This window comes from Pectobacterium sp. A5351, from assembly GCF_028335745.1.
Classification (GTDB): Bacteria; Pseudomonadota; Gammaproteobacteria; order Enterobacterales; family Enterobacteriaceae; genus Pectobacterium.
This window is the reverse complement of the sequence record NZ_CP116477.1, coordinates 2,497,423-2,514,909: the sequence shown is the minus strand read 5'-3', so window position 1 is coordinate 2,514,909 and position 17,487 is coordinate 2,497,423. Positions and strand designations below refer to the sequence as shown.

Sequence of the window (17,487 nt, the reverse complement as noted above, 5' to 3'; positions counted from 1 at the left end):
AAAAGGCCCCACTGACGTGGAGCCTTTATTTTACGCCTTTTCAGACAGTCATGGAAATTAGATTGACTGAGTGAAAGTACGGGTGATGACGTCTTGCTGCTGTTCTTTCGTCAGTGAGTTAAAACGCACTGCGTAGCCAGATACACGGATAGTCAGCTGCGGATATTTCTCTGGGTTTTCCATCGCATCAAGCAGCATTTCACGGTTCATGACGTTGACGTTCAGGTGCTGACCGCCTTCGATGCTAGCTTCGTGGTGGAAATAACCATCCATCAGGCCGGCAAGGTTAGCTTTACGCACGTTGTCATCTTTACCTAACGCGTTCGGTACGATAGAGAAGGTATAAGAAATACCATCTTTCGCGTAAGCAAACGGCAGTTTAGCAACAGAAGTCAGAGAGGCAACGGCACCTTTCTGGTCACGACCGTGCATTGGGTTCGCACCTGGTCCAAATGGCGCACCTGCGCGACGACCATCTGGCGTGTTACCGGTTTTCTTACCATATACCACGTTAGAGGTGATGGTCAGAACAGACTGAGTTGGGGTTGCACCACGGTAGGTAGCCAGTTTCTGAATTTTCTTCATGAAACGTTCAACCAGATCACAAGCCAGTTCATCTACGCGAGCGTCGTTGTTACCGAACTGCGGATATTCGCCTTCGATATCAAAGTCGATAGCCAGGCCATCTTCATCACGAATTGGTTTAACTTTGGCATATTTGATGGCTGACAGGGAGTCAGCAGCAACAGACAGACCCGCGATACCACATGCCATAGTACGGAACACATCACGGTCATGCAGTGCCATCAGCGACGCTTCGTAGCTGTATTTGTCGTGCATGTAGTGGATGATGTTCAGCGCGGTGACATACTGTTTCGCCAACCAGTCCATGAAGTGATCCATACGATCCATCACTTCGTCGAAGTTCAGAACGTCGCCTTTGATCGGTTCTGATTTCGGGCCAACCTGCATTTTCAGTTTTTCATCCACGCCGCCGTTAATCGCGTACAGCATGGTTTTTGCCAGATTTGCACGGGCGCCGAAGAACTGCATTTGCTTACCAACGATCATTGGGCTTACGCAACAAGCAATCGCGTAATCATCGTTGTTAAAGTCAGGACGCATCAGATCGTCATTCTCGTATTGCAGAGAAGAGGTATCGATGGAGACTTTAGCCGCATAGTTTTTGAAGTTCTGTGGCAGTTTTTCAGACCACAGGATGGTCATGTTCGGCTCTGGAGACGGCCCCATGGTGTACAGGGTGTTCAGGAAACGGAAGCTGGTTTTACTTACCAGCGTACGACCATCCAGACCCATACCCGCCAGAGATTCGGTTGCCCAGATTGGGTCACCAGAGAACAGCTCATCATACTCAGGAGTACGCAGGAAACGCACCATACGCAGTTTCATGACCAGGTGGTCAATCATTTCCTGAGCTTCTTCTTCGGTGATTTTGCCGGCTTTCAGATCGCGCTCAAGGTAGATATCCAGGAAGGTGGACACACGTCCGAAGGACATGGCTGCACCATTCTGTGATTTCACCGCGGCCAGGTAGCCGAAGTAAGTCCACTGAACTGCTTCCTGAGCCGTTGTTGCTGGGCCAGAAATATCGCAGCCATATTTAGCGGCCATTTCTTTAATTTGGCTCAGGGCATGGTGCTGATCGGCAATTTCTTCACGCAGACGGATTGTTGCTTCCAGATCTTCGCCGTTTTCCAGTTTGGTTTGCAGAGAAGTGAACTGAGCAAACTTGTCTTTCATCAGGTAGTCGATACCGTACAGCGCAACGCGACGGTAGTCACCGATGATACGGCCACGGCCGTAGGCATCAGGCAGACCTGTCAGAACGCCAGATTTACGGCAACGCAGGATGTCTGGGGTGTAAACATCGAACACGCCCTGGTTGTGCGTTTTGCGGTATTCAGTGAAGATTTTTTTCAGTTGAGGATCCAGTTCACGGCCGTAAACTTTGCATGAACCTTCAACCATTTTGATGCCGCCGAACGGAATCAACGCACGTTTCAGCGGAGCGTCAGTCTGCAGACCAACGATTTTTTCCAGACCTTTGTTGATGTATCCCGCGTCGTGAGACGTGATAGTTGCGGCAACATTGGTATCAAAATCAACAGGGGCGTGAGTGCGGTTTTCCTGCTTGATGCCTTCCATGACGCTGTCCCACAGGGCAGAAGTCGCTTTGGTTGCACCAGCCAGGAAAGACTCATCACCTTCATACGGTGTGTAGTTTTTCTGGATAAAGTCACGAACGTTGACGTTATCCTGCCATTCACCTTTGCTAAAGCCTTGCCATGCATTGGCCAATTTTTCATTCAGCTCGGTCATTTTACACCTACCTTTGATATGGATTTCTTAAAACCCGACGTTGCGGCCGATTGCACCTCAGTGGTGCTTGTCTCCACCGCGCAAATAAATTACCCAATATGTTAAACCGACCAGGACACCACCGCCGATGATGTTCCCCAGCGTCACAGGAATCAGGTTATCAATAATGAAGTTACTAACGGTTAAATGTTCAAATTGAGACGGTACCATTCCAATCGCATTCCAGAATTCCGGTCCCGCAAAGTTTTTGATGACGATGCCCATGGGAATCATGAACATGTTAGCGATACTGTGCTCAAAGCCGCTGGCAACGAACATGGCGACAGGCAGAATCATGGCAAACATTTTGTCGGTAAGCGTACGGCCGGAATAGCTCATCCACACGGCCAGACATACCATCAGATTAGCCAGAATCCCCAGACACAGTGCTTCGACAAATGTGTGTTCCAGCTTGTGTTCTGCCGTTTGCAGGACATTGAGGCCCCACGCGCCGTTTGCGACCATGTGCTCTCCCGAGAACCAGATAAGCCCAACGAAGAAAAGTGCGCCAATCAGGTTGCCGACATAGACATTTGCCCAATTATAGGCTAGTTGCTTCCAGGTAATACGCCCACTGGCCTTGGCAATCACGATGAGAACGGTTGAGGTGAACAAGTCCGCACCGCAGACGACAACCAACATGAGACCAAGGGAGAAACAAATACCACCGATCAGTTTCGCGATACCGAAAGGAATCGTTGAGGTTCCTGTGGTGGCGGTAATATAAAAGACAAAGGCGATCGAAATAAATACACCCGCGGTTATCGCCAAATAAAACGTTGTACACGGTTGTTTGGTCGCTTTATAAACTCCGGCGTCTTCAGCAACTTTTGCCATTGCAGCCGGGAGTAATAGAGTAAAGGGGTTGTCAGCTTTCACACTAACTCTCTCTTAAAAATTATCAGCATTGAGATACTAACAAAGCAGTATACGGTAAAATTTGACGTGGATCATATTGCAAGAAATTAACAGGGTGGTGAAGTGGGTGGAAAGCACGGGTTTAACACTTAACTGATTGAATATTATTATAAAAAAATATTTTAAATTTTACAAAAAGAGTTGAATGAGATAGGTTAAACCTACCGATTTAGCGTTAATGAAAATCATGTTTTGTAGAGTTTCAGTACCACCTTGACGACGTAATTTAATTAAAAATTCACCATTCAATAACAATGTTCTGATTATGCATTACGAATAATAAATATTGCCCTGTAGATAATAAAATAGCCCTTTAAGATAAAGGGCTATTCGGGATGACCAGAGGCAGATGGCTATTTGCCATAGCGCGTATTCATCAATATAAGACGCACTGGTTGCCTCAGTCAGACATTATTTTACCTGCCAGTAACGACGTTTAGCCTGTTGCAGTTTCTCATAGGCCGCCAACAGGGACTGGTGCGCAGGTAACGTGGTAAAGGTGTTATCCACGGCAAACAAGCCGTAGAAGCAAGCTTCGCCAGCCACGGCGGCACTGGCGGCATCAACCGTTTCACTGCCGTACATTTTGGTAAAGGCGTCGTAATATTCTGCTGGGTCGCGCTCAGGCTCTTGAGCCAGTAGCAGCAGGGTCTGAAGGCAACGGTAATAATTGCTGCGCTGCGCCGTAAAGACGGAGTCGTTGAAGTCCTGCGTCCACTCTGTCCAGCTTAGCGCCTGATCCAGATCGCCGCCGGCCAGTGCCAACATCGCTTTCAATTCGCCAATGCGCAGAGTAAACCAGCCATTATCTTTACCGGTGGCAATGCCGAGCAGTTCGCGCACGCGGGTGAAGTCATCCAGCCCTTCGTCATCCAACTGTTGTAACAGAGCCAGATACTCTTCTTTCTCCCATTTGCTATCAGGCAGCGCCAGCAGCGTGTCACGCAGGTGAGCGCCCATACTGTTATTGGCCAATAACAGATCGTCAGCAGGGTAGATGTCTGACATTCCTGGCACGATGATGCGGCAGGCGTAAACAGACAGATGCTCATAGTCGGCAATATAAACTTCTTTATCTTCCTGTTTGAAGATCGCCATCAGCGTGGCGAATTCTTCCTCTGTCGACCCTTTAAAGCTCCAGTCGGCAAATTCATAATCCGCGTCTTTCTTGAACATATCCCAGGAGATCAGGCCGCTGGAATCGATAAAGTGGGTTTCCAGATTAGCGTGTTCGGCCACTTCTTCATCATCAAACGTCGGTGGGGTGAAGACGTCCAGATCTTTCAGACCGCGACCTTGCAGCAGTTCGGTGACGGTACGCTCCAGCGCTACGCCGAAATCAGGGTGCGCGCCGAAGGAGGCAAAGCAGGTGCCGTTAGCCGGGTTAAACAGGACTACGCAAATAACCGGGTATTTTCCGCCTAGTGAGGCATCGTAAGAGAAAATCGGGAAGCCTTCTTTCTCCAGCGTCGCAATCGCTTCGACCACGCCAGGGTAGCGATTCAGCACCGCTTGCGGAATTTCCGGCAGGCTGATCGACTCGGCAATGATGCGGTTTTTGATGCTGCGTTCGAACACTTCAGACAGCCCCTGAACGCGGGCTTCGTTGGCGGTGTTCCCGGCGGACATCCCGTTAGAAACGTACAGGTTACCGATGATATTCATCGGAATATAAACGGTTTGCTGATCGGACTGGCGGGTAAATGGCAGCGCGCAAATGCCTCTGTCGGCATTGCCAGATTGCAGATCGATCAGATCGCTAGCGCTCAATTCCTGCTCAGGATCGTAGAACTGGTGCAGACGGGCATCCAGAATACCTTCCGGTAGCGCATCATCTTCTGGAATAGGGAACCATTTTTCATTCGGGTAGTGAACGAAATCACCGTTGGCGATCGTCTTGCCGAGATAGAAATCAGCGAAGAAATAGTTAGTAGACAGACGCTCGAAATACTCGCCTAACGCGGAAGCCAGTGCCGCTTTTTTGCTGGCACCTTTGCCGTTAGTGAAGCAGAGCGGGCAATCGCGGTCTCGAATATGGACAGACCAGACGTTGGGCACCGGGTTCAGCCATGACGCTTCTTCGATGTTAAACCCCAGGTCCTGGAGCTGATGTTGAAAACGGGCGATGGAGTCTTCCAGGGCGGCGTCTTTGCCTGGGATAAACGTTTGAGTCATGGAGTTCACTCTTATCGAGATTAACGGAAGCGGCATGATACGGATTTTTCTGTCCAGACTCTATGTATTCATAACAGATTAGCAACCGTGAAAAAGAACAGACGGTGTAACGTGCCGTTTTGCATAATGAAAGCGCAATAAGCGTTGCAGCCGCGATTGACGAGTGATAAAACCGATAGCAGGGTAAAAGTAGTGTGGTTATGGCGGTCGTTCCGTTATAACTACTATCTTGTAACAGCGGTATTTTTATAACCGACAGGTTTATAAAAATGGTATTTGTAACAACGGTGATAAAACAGCCGCTATTTTTCAGGTGTGGTGAGGGGAAATGACTCAGATTTTTAATTTTAGCGCCGGTCCAGCAATGCTGCCGGTTGAAGTACTGCGTCGTGCTGAACAGGAATTGTGTAATTGGAATGGCCTGGGCACATCGGTCATGGAAATCAGCCACCGCAGTAAAGAGTTTATGCAGGTTGCCGCTGAATCCGAACAAGATCTGCGTGATTTGCTGAAAATCCCCTCCAACTACAAAGTGCTTTTTTGCCACGGCGGCGCTCGCGCGCAATTTGCGGCAGTCCCATTAAATCTTCTGGGCGAGCATACCACTGCGGACTACATCGACGGCGGATATTGGGCGCACAGCGCAATCAATGAAGCAGAAAAGTACTGCACGCCTAACGTGATTGACGTGAAAACGCGCGTAGACGGCCTGCGTGGTATTAAACCGATGCGTGAGTGGCAATTGTCTGATGACGCGGCATTTGTCCATTACTGCCCGAATGAAACCATTGACGGTATTGCGATTGAAGAAGAGCCGGATTTTGGCGACAAAATTGTGGTCGCTGACTATTCTTCCAGCATCCTGTCTCGTCGTATTGACGTCAGCCGCTATGGCGTGATCTATGCGGGTGCGCAGAAAAATATTGGCCCTGCGGGTCTGACGCTGGTGATCGTGCGTGACGATTTGTTGGGTAAAGCGCGTCGTGAGCTGCCATCGATTCTGGATTATCAGATTCTGGCGGACAATGACTCCATGTTCAACACGCCACCGACCTTTGCCTGGTATCTGTCCGGTATGGTCTTCAAATGGCTGAAAGAGCACGGCGGTCTGGCTGAAATGGAAAAACGCAACCAGGAGAAAGCCGACCTGCTGTATAGCGCGATTGACGGTAATGATTTCTATCGTAATGACGTCGCGGTAGCGAACCGTTCTCGTATGAACGTACCGTTCCTGCTGGCGGATGCTGCGCTGGATAAAGTCTTCCTGGAAGAATCCGTTGCCGCGGGCTTGCATGCGCTGAAAGGCCACCGTGTAGTGGGCGGCATGCGTGCGTCGATCTACAACGCCATGCCGTTGGAAGGCGTGAAAGCGCTGACTGAATTTATGGCTGACTTCGCACGTCGCCACGGTTGATTAATACGACCTCGCTATACCCTAAATAATTCGAGTTTCAGGCAGGCGGCAAGAGAAGGCATCCCGATGAGCTTACTCAAGTAAGTGATTCGGGTGACTGAACGTAGCCAACGCACATGCAACTTGAAGTATGACGGGTATATACATTTTGATAAACCCCGGGCTTACCGGGGTTTTTATGTCCACGTTGAAAGAATAGGCTTCACATGCAGGAATCCCTGACCCTACAACCCATCAAACTGATTAACGGTACCCTTAACCTTCCAGGATCAAAAAGCGTCTCTAACCGTGCGCTGTTGCTGGCCGCCTTGTCTGAAGGAAAGACGAGACTGACTAACCTGTTAGACAGTGATGATGTTCGCCATATGCTGACCGCGTTAACGGCGCTGGGCGTGGAATATCATCTGTCCTCCGATCGGACTGTGTGTGAAATTACCGGCCTAGGGGACGCGTTTACGGCATCGCAACCGCTGGAGCTGTTTTTAGGGAACGCGGGTACAGCAATGCGTCCACTGGCCGCTGCGCTGTGCCTGACGGATGGTGATATTGTGCTGACGGGTGAGCCCCGTATGAAAGAACGGCCAATCGGGCATCTGGTCGACGCACTGCGTCAGGGCGGGGCGAAAATTGACTATCTGGAGCAGGAAAACTATCCGCCGCTGCGTCTGCACGGCGGTTTTCAGGGCGGAGAAATCAGTGTCGATGGTAGCGTATCCAGCCAGTTCCTGACGGCGCTGTTGATGACCGCGCCTCTGGCTACGCAGGATACGCAAATCAGCATTCAGGGCGATCTGGTTTCTAAACCATATATCGATATCACGCTGCACATGATGAAAGCGTTTGGTATTGACGTACGTAATGAGAACTACCAACACTTTTTTGTTACGGGGCGCCAGCAGTATCGTTCTCCGGGTGACTATCTGGTGGAAGGCGATGCGTCATCAGCGTCTTATTTCCTGGCAGCCGCGGCGATTAAAGGCGGCGTGGTGCGCGTGACTGGTGTTGGCCGTCATAGCGTGCAGGGCGATATACGCTTCGCCGATGTGCTGGAAAAGATGGGGGCGATCGTGCGCTGGGGTGAGGATTATATTGAATGCGAACGCGGTGAATTGCACGCGATCGACATGGATATGAACCACATTCCCGATGCTGCGATGACTATCGCGACGGCGGCGCTTTTCGCACAGGGCGGTACTACTACGCTGCGTAATATCTATAACTGGCGCGTGAAAGAGACCGATCGTCTGGCCGCCATGGCGATTGAACTGCGTAAAGTGGGCGCGGAAGTGGAAGAGGGTAACGACTATATCCGCATTACGCCACCCACCACGCTGAAAGCGGCAGAAATCGGGACGTACAACGATCACCGTATGGCGATGTGTTTCTCGCTGGTGGCGCTGTCGGATACGCCGGTCACCATTCTTGATCCGAAATGTACCGCTAAAACTTTCCCCGACTACTTCGAACAGTTGGCACGCCTCAGCGAGCTGGCTTGATTCCTCTCTAAGGCACGGTCTCCGTGCCTTTTTCTCTCCCTATTTTTCTCAAACGGTGCTCGGTTTTTCTTCCTGAATTGCGCACTGCATTCAGAGAATGCCTTATTTTTCCCACCATTCCGGCATTTGGGTAACCTTTCTCTGCATTGATGCGTATAATGAGGCTCCGTGATGCCATAAAACGGCATAAGCGGAACTTCCCAGTATTAAAGGAGAGAGAAATGACGGTGATGGCACCGGTAATTACGGTTGACGGACCGAGCGGCGCAGGCAAAGGTACCTTGTGTAAGGCATTGGCTGAAGCTTTACAGTGGAATTTGCTGGACTCGGGAGCTATCTATCGTGTTTTGGCTCTGGCGGCGTTACACCACCATGTCGATATCAGTTCGGAAGACGCACTGGTCCCGCTGGCCTCTCATCTTGATGTGCGCTTTGTGGCAGAAGACGGGCAGTTAAAAGTCATTCTGGAAGGTGAAGACGTTAGCCATGAAATTCGTACTGAAGCGGTGGGTAATACGGCTTCTCAGGCCGCGGCGTTTCCTCGTGTTCGTGAGGCATTATTACGTCGGCAGCGTGCTTTCCGTGAAGCCCCAGGGCTGATTGCCGATGGCCGTGATATGGGTACCGTCGTTTTTCCTGATGCGCCTGTGAAAATTTTCCTGGATGCCAGTGCGGAAGAACGCGCACAACGTCGCATGCTACAGTTGCAGGGGAAAGGCTTTAATGTTAACTTTGAACGTCTTTTGTCTGAGATAAAAGAACGGGATGAGCGCGATCGTAACCGTCCCGTTGCGCCGTTAGTGCCGGCTGCCGATGCGTTGGTGCTGGATTCAACGGAAATGACAATCGATGAAGTGATAGCGCGCGCGTTGGCTTATGCCCGCGAAATTTTAGCGTAATCACAAAAAACTGAATTTTTTACCTCGCTGTAAGGATGCACAGCGGGGCATGTTAAACAACCCCATCGAGCAGGATGCCAGATGGACGTTAAATTGAAACCCTTAAGATTATCAACATGACTGAATCTTTTGCTCAACTCTTTGAAGAATCCCTGAAAGAAATCGAAACCCGTCCTGGTTCCATCGTACGCGGTGTTGTTGTTGCTATTGACAAAGATGTCGTACTGGTTGACGCCGGTCTGAAATCTGAATCTGCCATTCCGGTAGAGCAATTCAAGAACGCATCAGGCGAACTGGAAATTCAGGTTGGTGATGAAGTTGACGTTGCTCTGGACGCTATCGAAGATGGCTTCGGTGAAACGCTGCTTTCTCGCGAAAAAGCTAAACGTCATGAAGCATGGCTGACGCTGGAAAAAGCCTACGAAGAAGCTGCAACGGTTACTGGTATTATCAACGGTAAAGTTAAAGGCGGTTTCACTGTTGAGCTGAACGGCATTCGTGCGTTCCTGCCAGGTTCTCTGGTAGACGTTCGTCCGGTTCGCGATACGCTGCATCTGGAAGGCAAAGAGCTTGAGTTCAAAGTTATCAAGCTGGATCAGAAACGCAACAACGTTGTTGTTTCCCGCCGTGCAGTTATCGAATCTGAAAATAGCGCTGAGCGCGATCAACTGCTGGAAAACCTGCAGGAAGGCATGGAAGTTAAAGGTATCGTTAAGAACCTTACTGACTACGGTGCATTCGTTGATCTGGGCGGCGTTGATGGCCTGCTGCATATCACTGATATGGCTTGGAAACGTGTTAAACATCCAAGCGAAATCGTCAATGTGGGCGACGAAATCACTGTTAAAGTGCTGAAGTTCGACCGCGAGCGTACTCGTGTATCTCTGGGCCTGAAACAACTGGGCGAAGATCCATGGGTTGCTATCGCTAAACGTTACCCAGAAAGCACGCGTCTGACTGGCCGCGTGACTAACCTGACTGACTACGGTTGCTTCGTTGAAATTGAAGAAGGCGTTGAAGGTCTGGTACACGTTTCCGAAATGGATTGGACCAACAAAAACATCCATCCATCCAAAGTTGTTAACGTTGGTGACGTAGTGGAAGTCATGGTTCTGGATATCGACGAAGAACGTCGTCGTATTTCTCTGGGCCTGAAACAGTGCAAATCTAACCCATGGCAGCTGTTCGCAGAAACCCACAACAAGGGCGACCGCGTTGAAGGTAAAATCAAGTCTATCACTGACTTCGGTATCTTCATCGGCCTGGACGGCGGCATCGATGGTCTGGTGCACCTGTCCGACATCTCCTGGAACGTGGCTGGCGAAGAAGCCGTTCGCGAATACAAGAAAGGTGATGAAATCGCCGCTGTTGTTCTGCAAGTTGACGCAGAGCGTGAGCGTATCTCCCTGGGCGTGAAACAACTGGCTGAAGATCCGTTCAATAACTACCTGTCTGTTAACAAGAAAGGTGCTATTGTTACTGGTAAAGTTACAGCAGTTGACGCCAAAGGTGCTACAGTTGAATTAGCAGACGGCGTAGAAGGCTACCTGCGTGCTTCTGAAGCCTCTCGTGACCGCGTTGAAGACGCAACACTGGTACTGAACGTTGGCGACAGCGTTGAAGCGAAATACACCGGTGTTGATCGTAAAAACCGCGTTGTTAGCCTGTCTGTTCGTGCGAAAGATGAAGCTGACGAGAAAGATGCAATCGCAACTGTCAACAACAAGCCTGAAGAAAGCAATTTCTCCAACGCAATGGCAGAAGCGTTCAAAGCAGCTAAAGGCGAGTAATCACAACGGTAGAGTGAGCAACGCAAGTTGCTCACTCTTGTAACGGTAGTCAGTTATCCTGGTTATCAATAACCACGCATTTGGAGGCGCTATGACCAAGTCTGAACTTATTGAAAGGCTTGCTGGACAGCAATCTCATATCCCGGCCAAAGTGGTTGAGGATGCAGTGAAAGAAATGCTTGAACAAATGGCTTCTACGTTAGCCGAAGGCGACCGTATTGAAATCCGTGGGTTTGGCAGCTTCTCACTTCACTACCGTGCACCGCGTGTAGGTCGTAATCCGAAGACGGGTGACAAAGTTGAGCTGGAAGGCAAGTATGTCCCTCACTTTAAGCCGGGCAAGGAACTCCGCGACCGCGCTAACATTTATGGTTAATCGCTAGTCATAAATGCCAGCCTTATAGAAGCACCCTTCATTGGGTGCTTTTTTTATGTTTATCGTTATTCTTCTTGTCTTTAAAATGCTACGCGATAGGTGCCTTAGACTGATGATCAATCAGGGGCTCTCCTGCACTGTACGCCTCTTCTTTCCTGCTTATTTGATCGACCCAGTGACCGTTCGCACATGAAATATGAATTTTTTGATTTTCAACTGTGTGGATGTTGAAGTTTTGACGGTTGTTGCCTACTTTTCATTCGGTACATTAACATTTCTAATGCGTTATCTCTAAATAAGGAAAGTGTATGAGTGAAGCGTGTGGTCATTCCGGTAGCATAAGCTGTTCCTGTTGCAGCCCTCTGTGGAAATCATTTCTCCCCGATACGCCAGTTGAGATCCCTGAGGGGGAGAACAGTCTACATATTGAAACGCGGTTATTCCGTTCCGCGCCAAATAAGGATGGTAGCCCTGGAAAAGCTATTTTGACGTTAGAGGATGGGAAGGAAGTTGCGGTTGAAGCCATGGGCATTCATGACGGACTGGTGGTTGCGACGGGTTCGTATCTAGATGTGAAAGCCAAGATGCCGAAAAACACGTCGGAGCATCAATTATCAGGCAAACAAACGCTGTTACCGGGGCTGATTGAGCCGCATGTCCACATCACTAGTACCGCGATGCTTTCTGGTATTGGTAATGATGTTAGCCCATTTGAAGAACAGATATTACGCAAGAATTATAATAGGAATTGGGTGATATCCCATCTACAGGATAAGGCGTTACCGCATAAATCCGATAAATGGCTTATCGGATTTGGTGCCGATCCCTCGCTGTTTATTGACGGAGATAAGGGATTTGATGTTAATACCCTCGATCGAATCACGAAGACACAACCTGTATTTGTTCTCAATGCCTCGATGCATCTGGCCTATATCAATCATGCCGCTATCGAGACTGTTACGCAATTTAATAAAGAGCATAATATCGATTACGCCATTCCATCAGACGGCATCCTTAAGGAAATAGACGGTATCCAGCCGGTTTTAAATGTTATTGTCAGTAATTATCCCAAAAAGGAATTGGCGGAAAAACTTCTTGAATCGGTTCACAAGCTGTTTGCTTTGGCGAACAAACGTGGGGTGACGTATATGCTTGATGCCGGAGTCGAACCCAAAGAACGTGGTAAGCCTGGCTTCGATCAAGTGAGTTTTCTGGAAAAATGGGCGCATTTGCCGATTTGTCCGGTGCGGATAGGTGGGGCGCTGATCGTTACGAATAGTGATGACTTCAATAATAAGGTTGCAGGTCATTACTCACCGGGCTACGGAGATGAACATTTTCACTTGCCGTATATCAAGGTTATTTCAGATGGTTCAAATCAAGGGCTGACGGGGTATCAATCCACGCCGTACTGCTGTGATACCCTCTATAACATACCGCCGAGTGAGGAAACCTCTGGTGCCTTCAACTTTACTCCATTAACTGATATCAATACGCTGGTGCAGAACGTTGTGGATCATAACTGGCCATTGATGATTCACACGAATGGTGATGAAGCGATTAGGCTGACTTTAGAGTCATTTAAACTAGCCGGTGTGACATCGGCTACCTATGAAAAGCGCCGTGACCGTCTGGAACATGCGTCACTGCTCACTGACGACCATCTTTCTGAAATGAAACAGCGCGGTATTTCACCCAGTTTCTTAATTGGCCATGTGGGGTATTGGGGCTGGGCATTCCAGCAGACCATATTGGGAGAAAAGCGTGCTAAACATCTTGATCGCTGCCAATCCGCTCTTAATCACGGGATGAGAATTACGCTACACAGCGATAACGGTGTTACACCACTTGGCCCATTGCGCATGATGGAACAGGCTATTTCTCGCGTAATGGAACGTGCACCTCAGGATGCTACTTCACCCGTGTTAAATGGGGATGTGGAGGAGCGGATTTCCCGTTTCGCTGCGCTTAAAGCCGCAACCTATGATGCCGCCTGGCAATGTCATGCGGAGCAGTGGGTTGGTTCGTTGGTCGCCGGAAAATGTGCCGACTTTATTATTCTGGAGGATTCTCCGCTAACCTATGATTCAGCAGATAAAAATAATCCGGTGAAAGGGATGCGTGATATTCCGGTTCTGGAAACCTGGAAAGGAGGACGTAAGGTGCACTCAAGCTAACACGGCGATGTTGCCATAATAAAGCCCCGCGTTATCACCGATCGATAACGCGGGGAACAGATTTACTTATTGTGACGCGCTTTCAGGCGATTGATGATCGTCGCCAGATCTAAATCCTGATCCTGCAACAGCACCAGCAGGTGGTACATTAAATCGGCGGCTTCGTTGGTCAGTTCCTCGCGGTCATGCACCGTTGCTGCTAATGCGGTTTCCAGTCCTTCCTCACCCACTTTCTGCGCAATACGCTTGGTGCCGCTGGCATACAGGCGTGCGGTATACGAGCTATCTGGATCGGCGTGCTTACGCTCGGCCAGCAACTGTTCCAACTGATAGAGGAACGTCCAGTCGCTGGCAGCAGGCGAGAAGCAGCTGCTGGTGCCCAGATGACAGGTTGGCCCGATTGGGTTAACCAGGATCAGCAGCGTATCGTTATCGCAGTCTGGCGTAATAGAGACGACATTCAGGAAATGTCCCGAAGATTCACCTTTGGTCCACAACCGCTGTTTGGTACGCGAGAAAAACGTGACTTTACCGCTTTCTTCCGTAGCCTGTAAGGCGTCCTGATTCATGTAGCCCAGCATCAATACTTCACCGGATACCGCGTGTTGCACGACAACAGGCAGCATACCGTCCGTTTTTTCCCAATCGAGTTGGTTTCGTTGTTCGTCGTTTAGAAAAACCGCTTCGCTTAACACACTCGAATCTCCACACCCTGTTGCTTAAGATATTGTTTCAGTTCGCCAATATTAATAATTTGCTTGTGAAACACCGATGCTGCCAGCGCGCCATCCACGTGGGCGGTCTGGAATGCATCCAGAAAATGTTCCATGGTGCCTGCGCCGCCGGAAGCGATAAGTGGAACATGACAGACATCACGCACCAGATTTAACTGGTGTAAATCATAGCCGTTGCGCACGCCGTCCTGATTCATCATGTTCAGCACAATCTCACCCGCACCGCGCTTTTGCACTTCCTCTACCCAATCCAGCGTTTCCCAGGTAGTAACCTTGGTGCGCGTTTCGTCGCCCGTGTATTGATTGACGTGATAGCGACCCGTCGCGGCATCATGCCAGGTATCAATCCCAACGACGATGCACTGCACGCCATAGCGGTCAGCCAGTCGGGTAATCAGCTCTGGGTCAGCCAGCGCCGGTGAGTTGATGGAAATCTTATCCGCGCCGAAAGAGAGGATTTGGCCTGCTTCTTCCACGCTCTTAATGCCGCCCGCCACGCAAAAGGGAATATCGATGACTTCCGCAACGCGGGATACCCAGCTTTTATCGACCACACGGCCATCGGAAGAGGCGGTGATATCATAAAAAACCAGCTCATCGGCACCTTCCTGCGCGTAGCGCTGCGCCAGTGGCACGATGTCACCGATGATTTCGTGATTGCGGAACTGCACACCTTTGACGACCTGGCCGTTACGCACGTCCAGACAGGGGATTATCCGTTTTGCCAGCATGAAATAGCCTCCGCGACGTTAAATTTACCTTCCAACAGCGCACGACCCACGATAACGCCCTGCACACCGCTACCGCGCAAATTGGCGATATCTTCCAGGTTGCCGATGCCGCCGGAGGCCTGAAAGGCGATCTGCGGATAGCGCTGGCTGATTTCACGATAGAGCTCGACGTTGGAACCGCTCAGCGTACCGTCACGGGAAATGTCGGTACACAGCACGTGCTTCAGACCGAACGGCAGATATTGTTCGACGACCTGCTCAAGCGTGGCGTCAGAATTTTCCTGCCAGCCGCTGATAGCGACGAACTTCGTACCGTTGGCATCGATACGCACGTCTAGCGCCAGCACCAGCGCCTCTGCCCCGTAGCGGGTGAACCATTGCTGAACGAGCTCGGGTTGTTTCACGGCGGTGGAGCCGATAACGACACGGCTGGCCCCGGCTTTTAATAACGCTTCCACGTCCTGTTCGGTGCGGATGCCGCCGCCGATCTGAACCGGTACACTCACGCCAGCCAACAGCGTGGTTAATAGCGGAATCTGGCGGGCAGAGGGATCTTTTGCTCCGGTCAAATCCACTAAGTGCAGCACGCCAGCCCCTTGCTGCTGGTAATCCTGCAAGCGGGGAAGCGGATCGCTGCCGTACTGGCGCTGTTGGCCATAATCACCCTGATGCAGACGGACAACCTGTCCATCAATCAGATCTAATGCGGGAATAATCATGACGCTCTACATCTCCAGAAAATTTTTCAGCAACTGCGCGCCCGCAGCACCAGAACGCTCAGGGTGGAACTGCACGCCAAAGAAGTTATCTTTTTCCAGCGCGGCGGTGAACGCTTCGCCGTAATTGGCTTGTGCAATCGTGTTTTCGCAGACTGGCATGGCGTAGCTGTGAACGAAATAGAAATAGGCACCGTCATCGATATCGCGGAACAAACGGTGTCCGGCCTTTGGAATCACCTGATTCCAGCCCATATGCGGCAGCGGTAAGCCATGGTCAACCATCTTTTTCACCGGTGAATCGACAATTTCCAGCGTGGGGATTCCACCATTTTCGTCGCTGTTTGTGCCCAGTAACTGCATACCGAGGCAAATACCGAGAACGGGCTGGGTGCAGGCCTTGATCAACGCAATCAGGTCGCGTTCTTCCAGTTGATTCATCGCGGCCTGCGCGGTGCCAACGCCCGGCAGAAACAGCTTGTCCGCTTGCAGGACTATCTCGGCCTCGCGGCTGACAACGGGCGTATACCCCAGCCGCTGCACGGCATAGGTCACCGAAGAGAGATTGGCGCAGCCGGTATCAAGAATGACGACCTTCATCAGAGCACTCCTTTCGAGCTCGGCAACGTATCACCCTCGACGCGGATTGCCTGACGCAGCGTGCGTCCGAAGACTTTAAACAGGCTTTCCACACGGTGATGATCGTTACGCCCCTTGGTTTTCAGGTGCAGCGTGCAGGCCATGGAATAAGACAGCGAACGGAAGAAGTGTTCGACCATTTCGGTGCTCAGATCGCCCACGCGCTGGTAGCTGAATTCCGCTTTGTATTCCAGGTGCGGACGGCCTGAAATATCGAGCGCACAGCGTGCCAGACACTCATCCATTGGCAGGACAAAGCCAAAACGACCGATACCGCGTTTGTCACCCAGTGCTTTATTCAGCGCTTCGCCCAGCGCCAGACCGGTATCTTCCACCGTGTGATGATCGTCAATATACAGGTCGCCTTTCACTTCAATATTCATGCGGAAGCCGCCGTGGGTGGCGATTTGATCCAGCATGTGATCGAAGAAGCCGACGCCGGTGTTGATTTTGCTGCCACCTTCCTGATCTAGCCAGACGTTCACATCAATGGCGGTTTCACGCGTGACGCGGTTAACGTGCGCATGGCGGTTACGCTTGGTTAACTGGTTAGTAATCGCTTGCCAGTTCAACCCGCCGCGCTGGTAGAGCAGGCCGGTAATGCCCATGTTTTGCGCCAGTTGGATATCGGTCTGGCGGTCGCCGATGACGTAGCTATTTGCCACATCCATCAGGCCGTTGTTCAAATAGGCGGTCACTAGTTCGGTCTTGGGTTTGCGGCAAGTGCAGTTATTCGCCGGCAAATGTGGACAGATCAGCACTTGTTCAAACTGGATGCCCTGCGATGTCAGAATCTGCATCATCAGATTATGCGGTGGATCGAAGGTTTCCTGCGGAAAGCTCTCGGTTCCCAGCCCATCCTGATTTGTGATCATCACCAGCGTGTAACCGGCCTTTTGCAGCGCCAGCAGCGAGGGAATGACATCGGGTTCCAACGCCAGTTTATCCAGACGGTCAACCTGAAAATCCTCAGGCGGTTCAGCAATCAGTGTTCCGTCACGGTCGATAAAGAGGTATTTCTGGCCCACGTGAGCTCCTTAAAA

14 protein-coding genes are annotated in these 17,487 nt (G+C 50.5%); 6 read left to right on the top strand and 8 right to left on the bottom strand.

From position 1 onward, the window contains the following. Nucleotides 1-57: 57 nt before the first annotated feature. The 3 genes from pflB to ycaO all read right to left on the bottom strand — a co-directional run bounded on the left by pflB (nucleotide 58) and on the right by ycaO (nucleotide 5,472). Nucleotides 58-2,340: a formate C-acetyltransferase gene (pflB, locus tag O1Q74_RS11785; protein ID WP_271873346.1), complete on the bottom strand. Its 2,283-nt coding sequence runs from the start codon at nucleotides 2,338-2,340 to the stop codon at nucleotides 58-60. A gap of 57 nt (nucleotides 2,341-2,397) precedes the next feature. Then, complete coding sequence (gene focA / locus O1Q74_RS11780; protein ID WP_271873344.1) at nucleotides 2,398-3,258, bottom strand: formate transporter FocA; 861 nt, start codon at nucleotides 3,256-3,258, stop codon at nucleotides 2,398-2,400. Between the two features lie 450 nt (nucleotides 3,259-3,708). Beyond that, on the bottom strand, nucleotides 3,709-5,472 hold the full coding sequence (gene ycaO / locus O1Q74_RS11775; protein ID WP_271873342.1) for a 30S ribosomal protein S12 methylthiotransferase accessory factor YcaO: 1,764 nt from the start codon (nucleotides 5,470-5,472) through the stop codon (nucleotides 3,709-3,711). Between the two features lie 328 nt (nucleotides 5,473-5,800). Between ycaO and serC the strand changes: the two genes are divergently transcribed. The 6 genes from serC (at nucleotide 5,801) to O1Q74_RS11745 (ending at nucleotide 13,624) form a co-directional block, all read left to right on the top strand. Continuing rightward, nucleotides 5,801-6,886 carry a 3-phosphoserine/phosphohydroxythreonine transaminase gene (serC, locus tag O1Q74_RS11770; protein ID WP_271873340.1) on the top strand — a complete coding sequence of 362 codons (1,086 nt, stop codon included), beginning with the start codon at nucleotides 5,801-5,803 and terminating at the stop codon, nucleotides 6,884-6,886. 206 nt (nucleotides 6,887-7,092) lie between these two features. Then, entirely contained in the window at nucleotides 7,093-8,382 is a 1,290-nt protein-coding gene (gene aroA, locus O1Q74_RS11765; protein WP_271873338.1) for a 3-phosphoshikimate 1-carboxyvinyltransferase, read from the top strand. Nucleotides 8,383-8,603: 221 nt separating this feature from the next. Then, a complete protein-coding gene (gene cmk, locus O1Q74_RS11760; RefSeq protein WP_225087848.1) occupies nucleotides 8,604-9,281 on the top strand; it encodes a (d)CMP kinase in 678 nt (225 codons plus the stop codon). 116 nt (nucleotides 9,282-9,397) lie between these two features. Further along, the gene (gene rpsA, locus O1Q74_RS11755) at nucleotides 9,398-11,071 is read left to right on the top strand and encodes a 30S ribosomal protein S1 (RefSeq protein ID WP_180741250.1); all 1,674 of its coding nucleotides are present in this window, start codon (nucleotides 9,398-9,400) and stop codon (nucleotides 11,069-11,071) included. Nucleotides 11,072-11,162: 91 nt separating this feature from the next. Continuing rightward, on the top strand, nucleotides 11,163-11,447 hold the full coding sequence (ihfB, locus tag O1Q74_RS11750) for an integration host factor subunit beta (protein WP_005967571.1): 285 nt from the start codon (nucleotides 11,163-11,165) through the stop codon (nucleotides 11,445-11,447). A 308-nt stretch (nucleotides 11,448-11,755) separates the two neighbouring features. Then, nucleotides 11,756-13,624: an amidohydrolase gene (locus tag O1Q74_RS11745; RefSeq protein WP_271873329.1), complete on the top strand. Its 1,869-nt coding sequence runs from the start codon at nucleotides 11,756-11,758 to the stop codon at nucleotides 13,622-13,624. Nucleotides 13,625-13,686: 62 nt separating this feature from the next. On the opposite strand, the gene hisIE is transcribed toward O1Q74_RS11745, so the two are convergent. The 5 genes from hisIE to hisB all read right to left on the bottom strand — a co-directional run bounded on the left by hisIE (nucleotide 13,687) and on the right by hisB (nucleotide 17,472). Further along, complete coding sequence (hisIE, locus tag O1Q74_RS11740; protein ID WP_271878896.1) at nucleotides 13,687-14,250, bottom strand: bifunctional phosphoribosyl-AMP cyclohydrolase/phosphoribosyl-ATP diphosphatase HisIE; 564 nt, start codon at nucleotides 14,248-14,250, stop codon at nucleotides 13,687-13,689. 62 nt (nucleotides 14,251-14,312) lie between these two features. Further along, nucleotides 14,313-15,089 carry an imidazole glycerol phosphate synthase subunit HisF gene (gene hisF, locus O1Q74_RS11735; RefSeq protein WP_271873327.1) on the bottom strand — a complete coding sequence of 259 codons (777 nt, stop codon included), beginning with the start codon at nucleotides 15,087-15,089 and terminating at the stop codon, nucleotides 14,313-14,315. Next, nucleotides 15,071-15,808 carry a 1-(5-phosphoribosyl)-5-[(5-phosphoribosylamino)methylideneamino]imidazole-4-carboxamide isomerase gene (hisA, locus tag O1Q74_RS11730; protein WP_127156802.1) on the bottom strand — a complete coding sequence of 246 codons (738 nt, stop codon included), beginning with the start codon at nucleotides 15,806-15,808 and terminating at the stop codon, nucleotides 15,071-15,073. The genes hisF and hisA overlap by 19 nt, the downstream gene beginning before the upstream one ends. A gap of 6 nt (nucleotides 15,809-15,814) precedes the next feature. After that, on the bottom strand, nucleotides 15,815-16,405 hold the full coding sequence (gene hisH, locus O1Q74_RS11725) for an imidazole glycerol phosphate synthase subunit HisH (RefSeq protein ID WP_271873325.1): 591 nt from the start codon (nucleotides 16,403-16,405) through the stop codon (nucleotides 15,815-15,817). Beyond that, entirely contained in the window at nucleotides 16,405-17,472 is a 1,068-nt protein-coding gene (gene hisB / locus O1Q74_RS11720; RefSeq protein WP_271873323.1) for a bifunctional histidinol-phosphatase/imidazoleglycerol-phosphate dehydratase HisB, read from the bottom strand. Before hisB ends, hisH begins: the two co-directional genes overlap by 1 nt. Between the last annotated feature and the right edge of the window lie 15 nt (nucleotides 17,473-17,487).

Coding starts and splice junctions, on each gene's coding strand:
- O1Q74_RS11745 (WP_271873329.1), top strand. CDS start 11,756: ATGAGTGAAGCGTGTGGTCATTCCGGTAGCATAAGCTGTTCCTGTTGC.
- hisA (WP_127156802.1), bottom strand. CDS start 15,808: ATGATTATTCCCGCATTAGATCTGATTGATGGACAGGTTGTCCGTCTG.
- rpsA (WP_180741250.1), top strand. CDS start 9,398: ATGACTGAATCTTTTGCTCAACTCTTTGAAGAATCCCTGAAAGAAATC.
- ycaO (WP_271873342.1), bottom strand. CDS start 5,472: ATGACTCAAACGTTTATCCCAGGCAAAGACGCCGCCCTGGAAGACTCC.
- ihfB (WP_005967571.1), top strand. CDS start 11,163: ATGACCAAGTCTGAACTTATTGAAAGGCTTGCTGGACAGCAATCTCAT.
- hisIE (WP_271878896.1), bottom strand. CDS start 14,250: ATGCTGCCTGTTGTCGTGCAACACGCGGTATCCGGTGAAGTATTGATG.
- serC (WP_271873340.1), top strand. CDS start 5,801: ATGACTCAGATTTTTAATTTTAGCGCCGGTCCAGCAATGCTGCCGGTT.
- cmk (WP_225087848.1), top strand. CDS start 8,604: ATGACGGTGATGGCACCGGTAATTACGGTTGACGGACCGAGCGGCGCA.
- hisF (WP_271873327.1), bottom strand. CDS start 15,089: ATGCTGGCAAAACGGATAATCCCCTGTCTGGACGTGCGTAACGGCCAG.
- hisH (WP_271873325.1), bottom strand. CDS start 16,405: ATGAAGGTCGTCATTCTTGATACCGGCTGCGCCAATCTCTCTTCGGTG.
- pflB (WP_271873346.1), bottom strand. CDS start 2,340: ATGACCGAGCTGAATGAAAAATTGGCCAATGCATGGCAAGGCTTTAGC.
- aroA (WP_271873338.1), top strand. CDS start 7,093: ATGCAGGAATCCCTGACCCTACAACCCATCAAACTGATTAACGGTACC.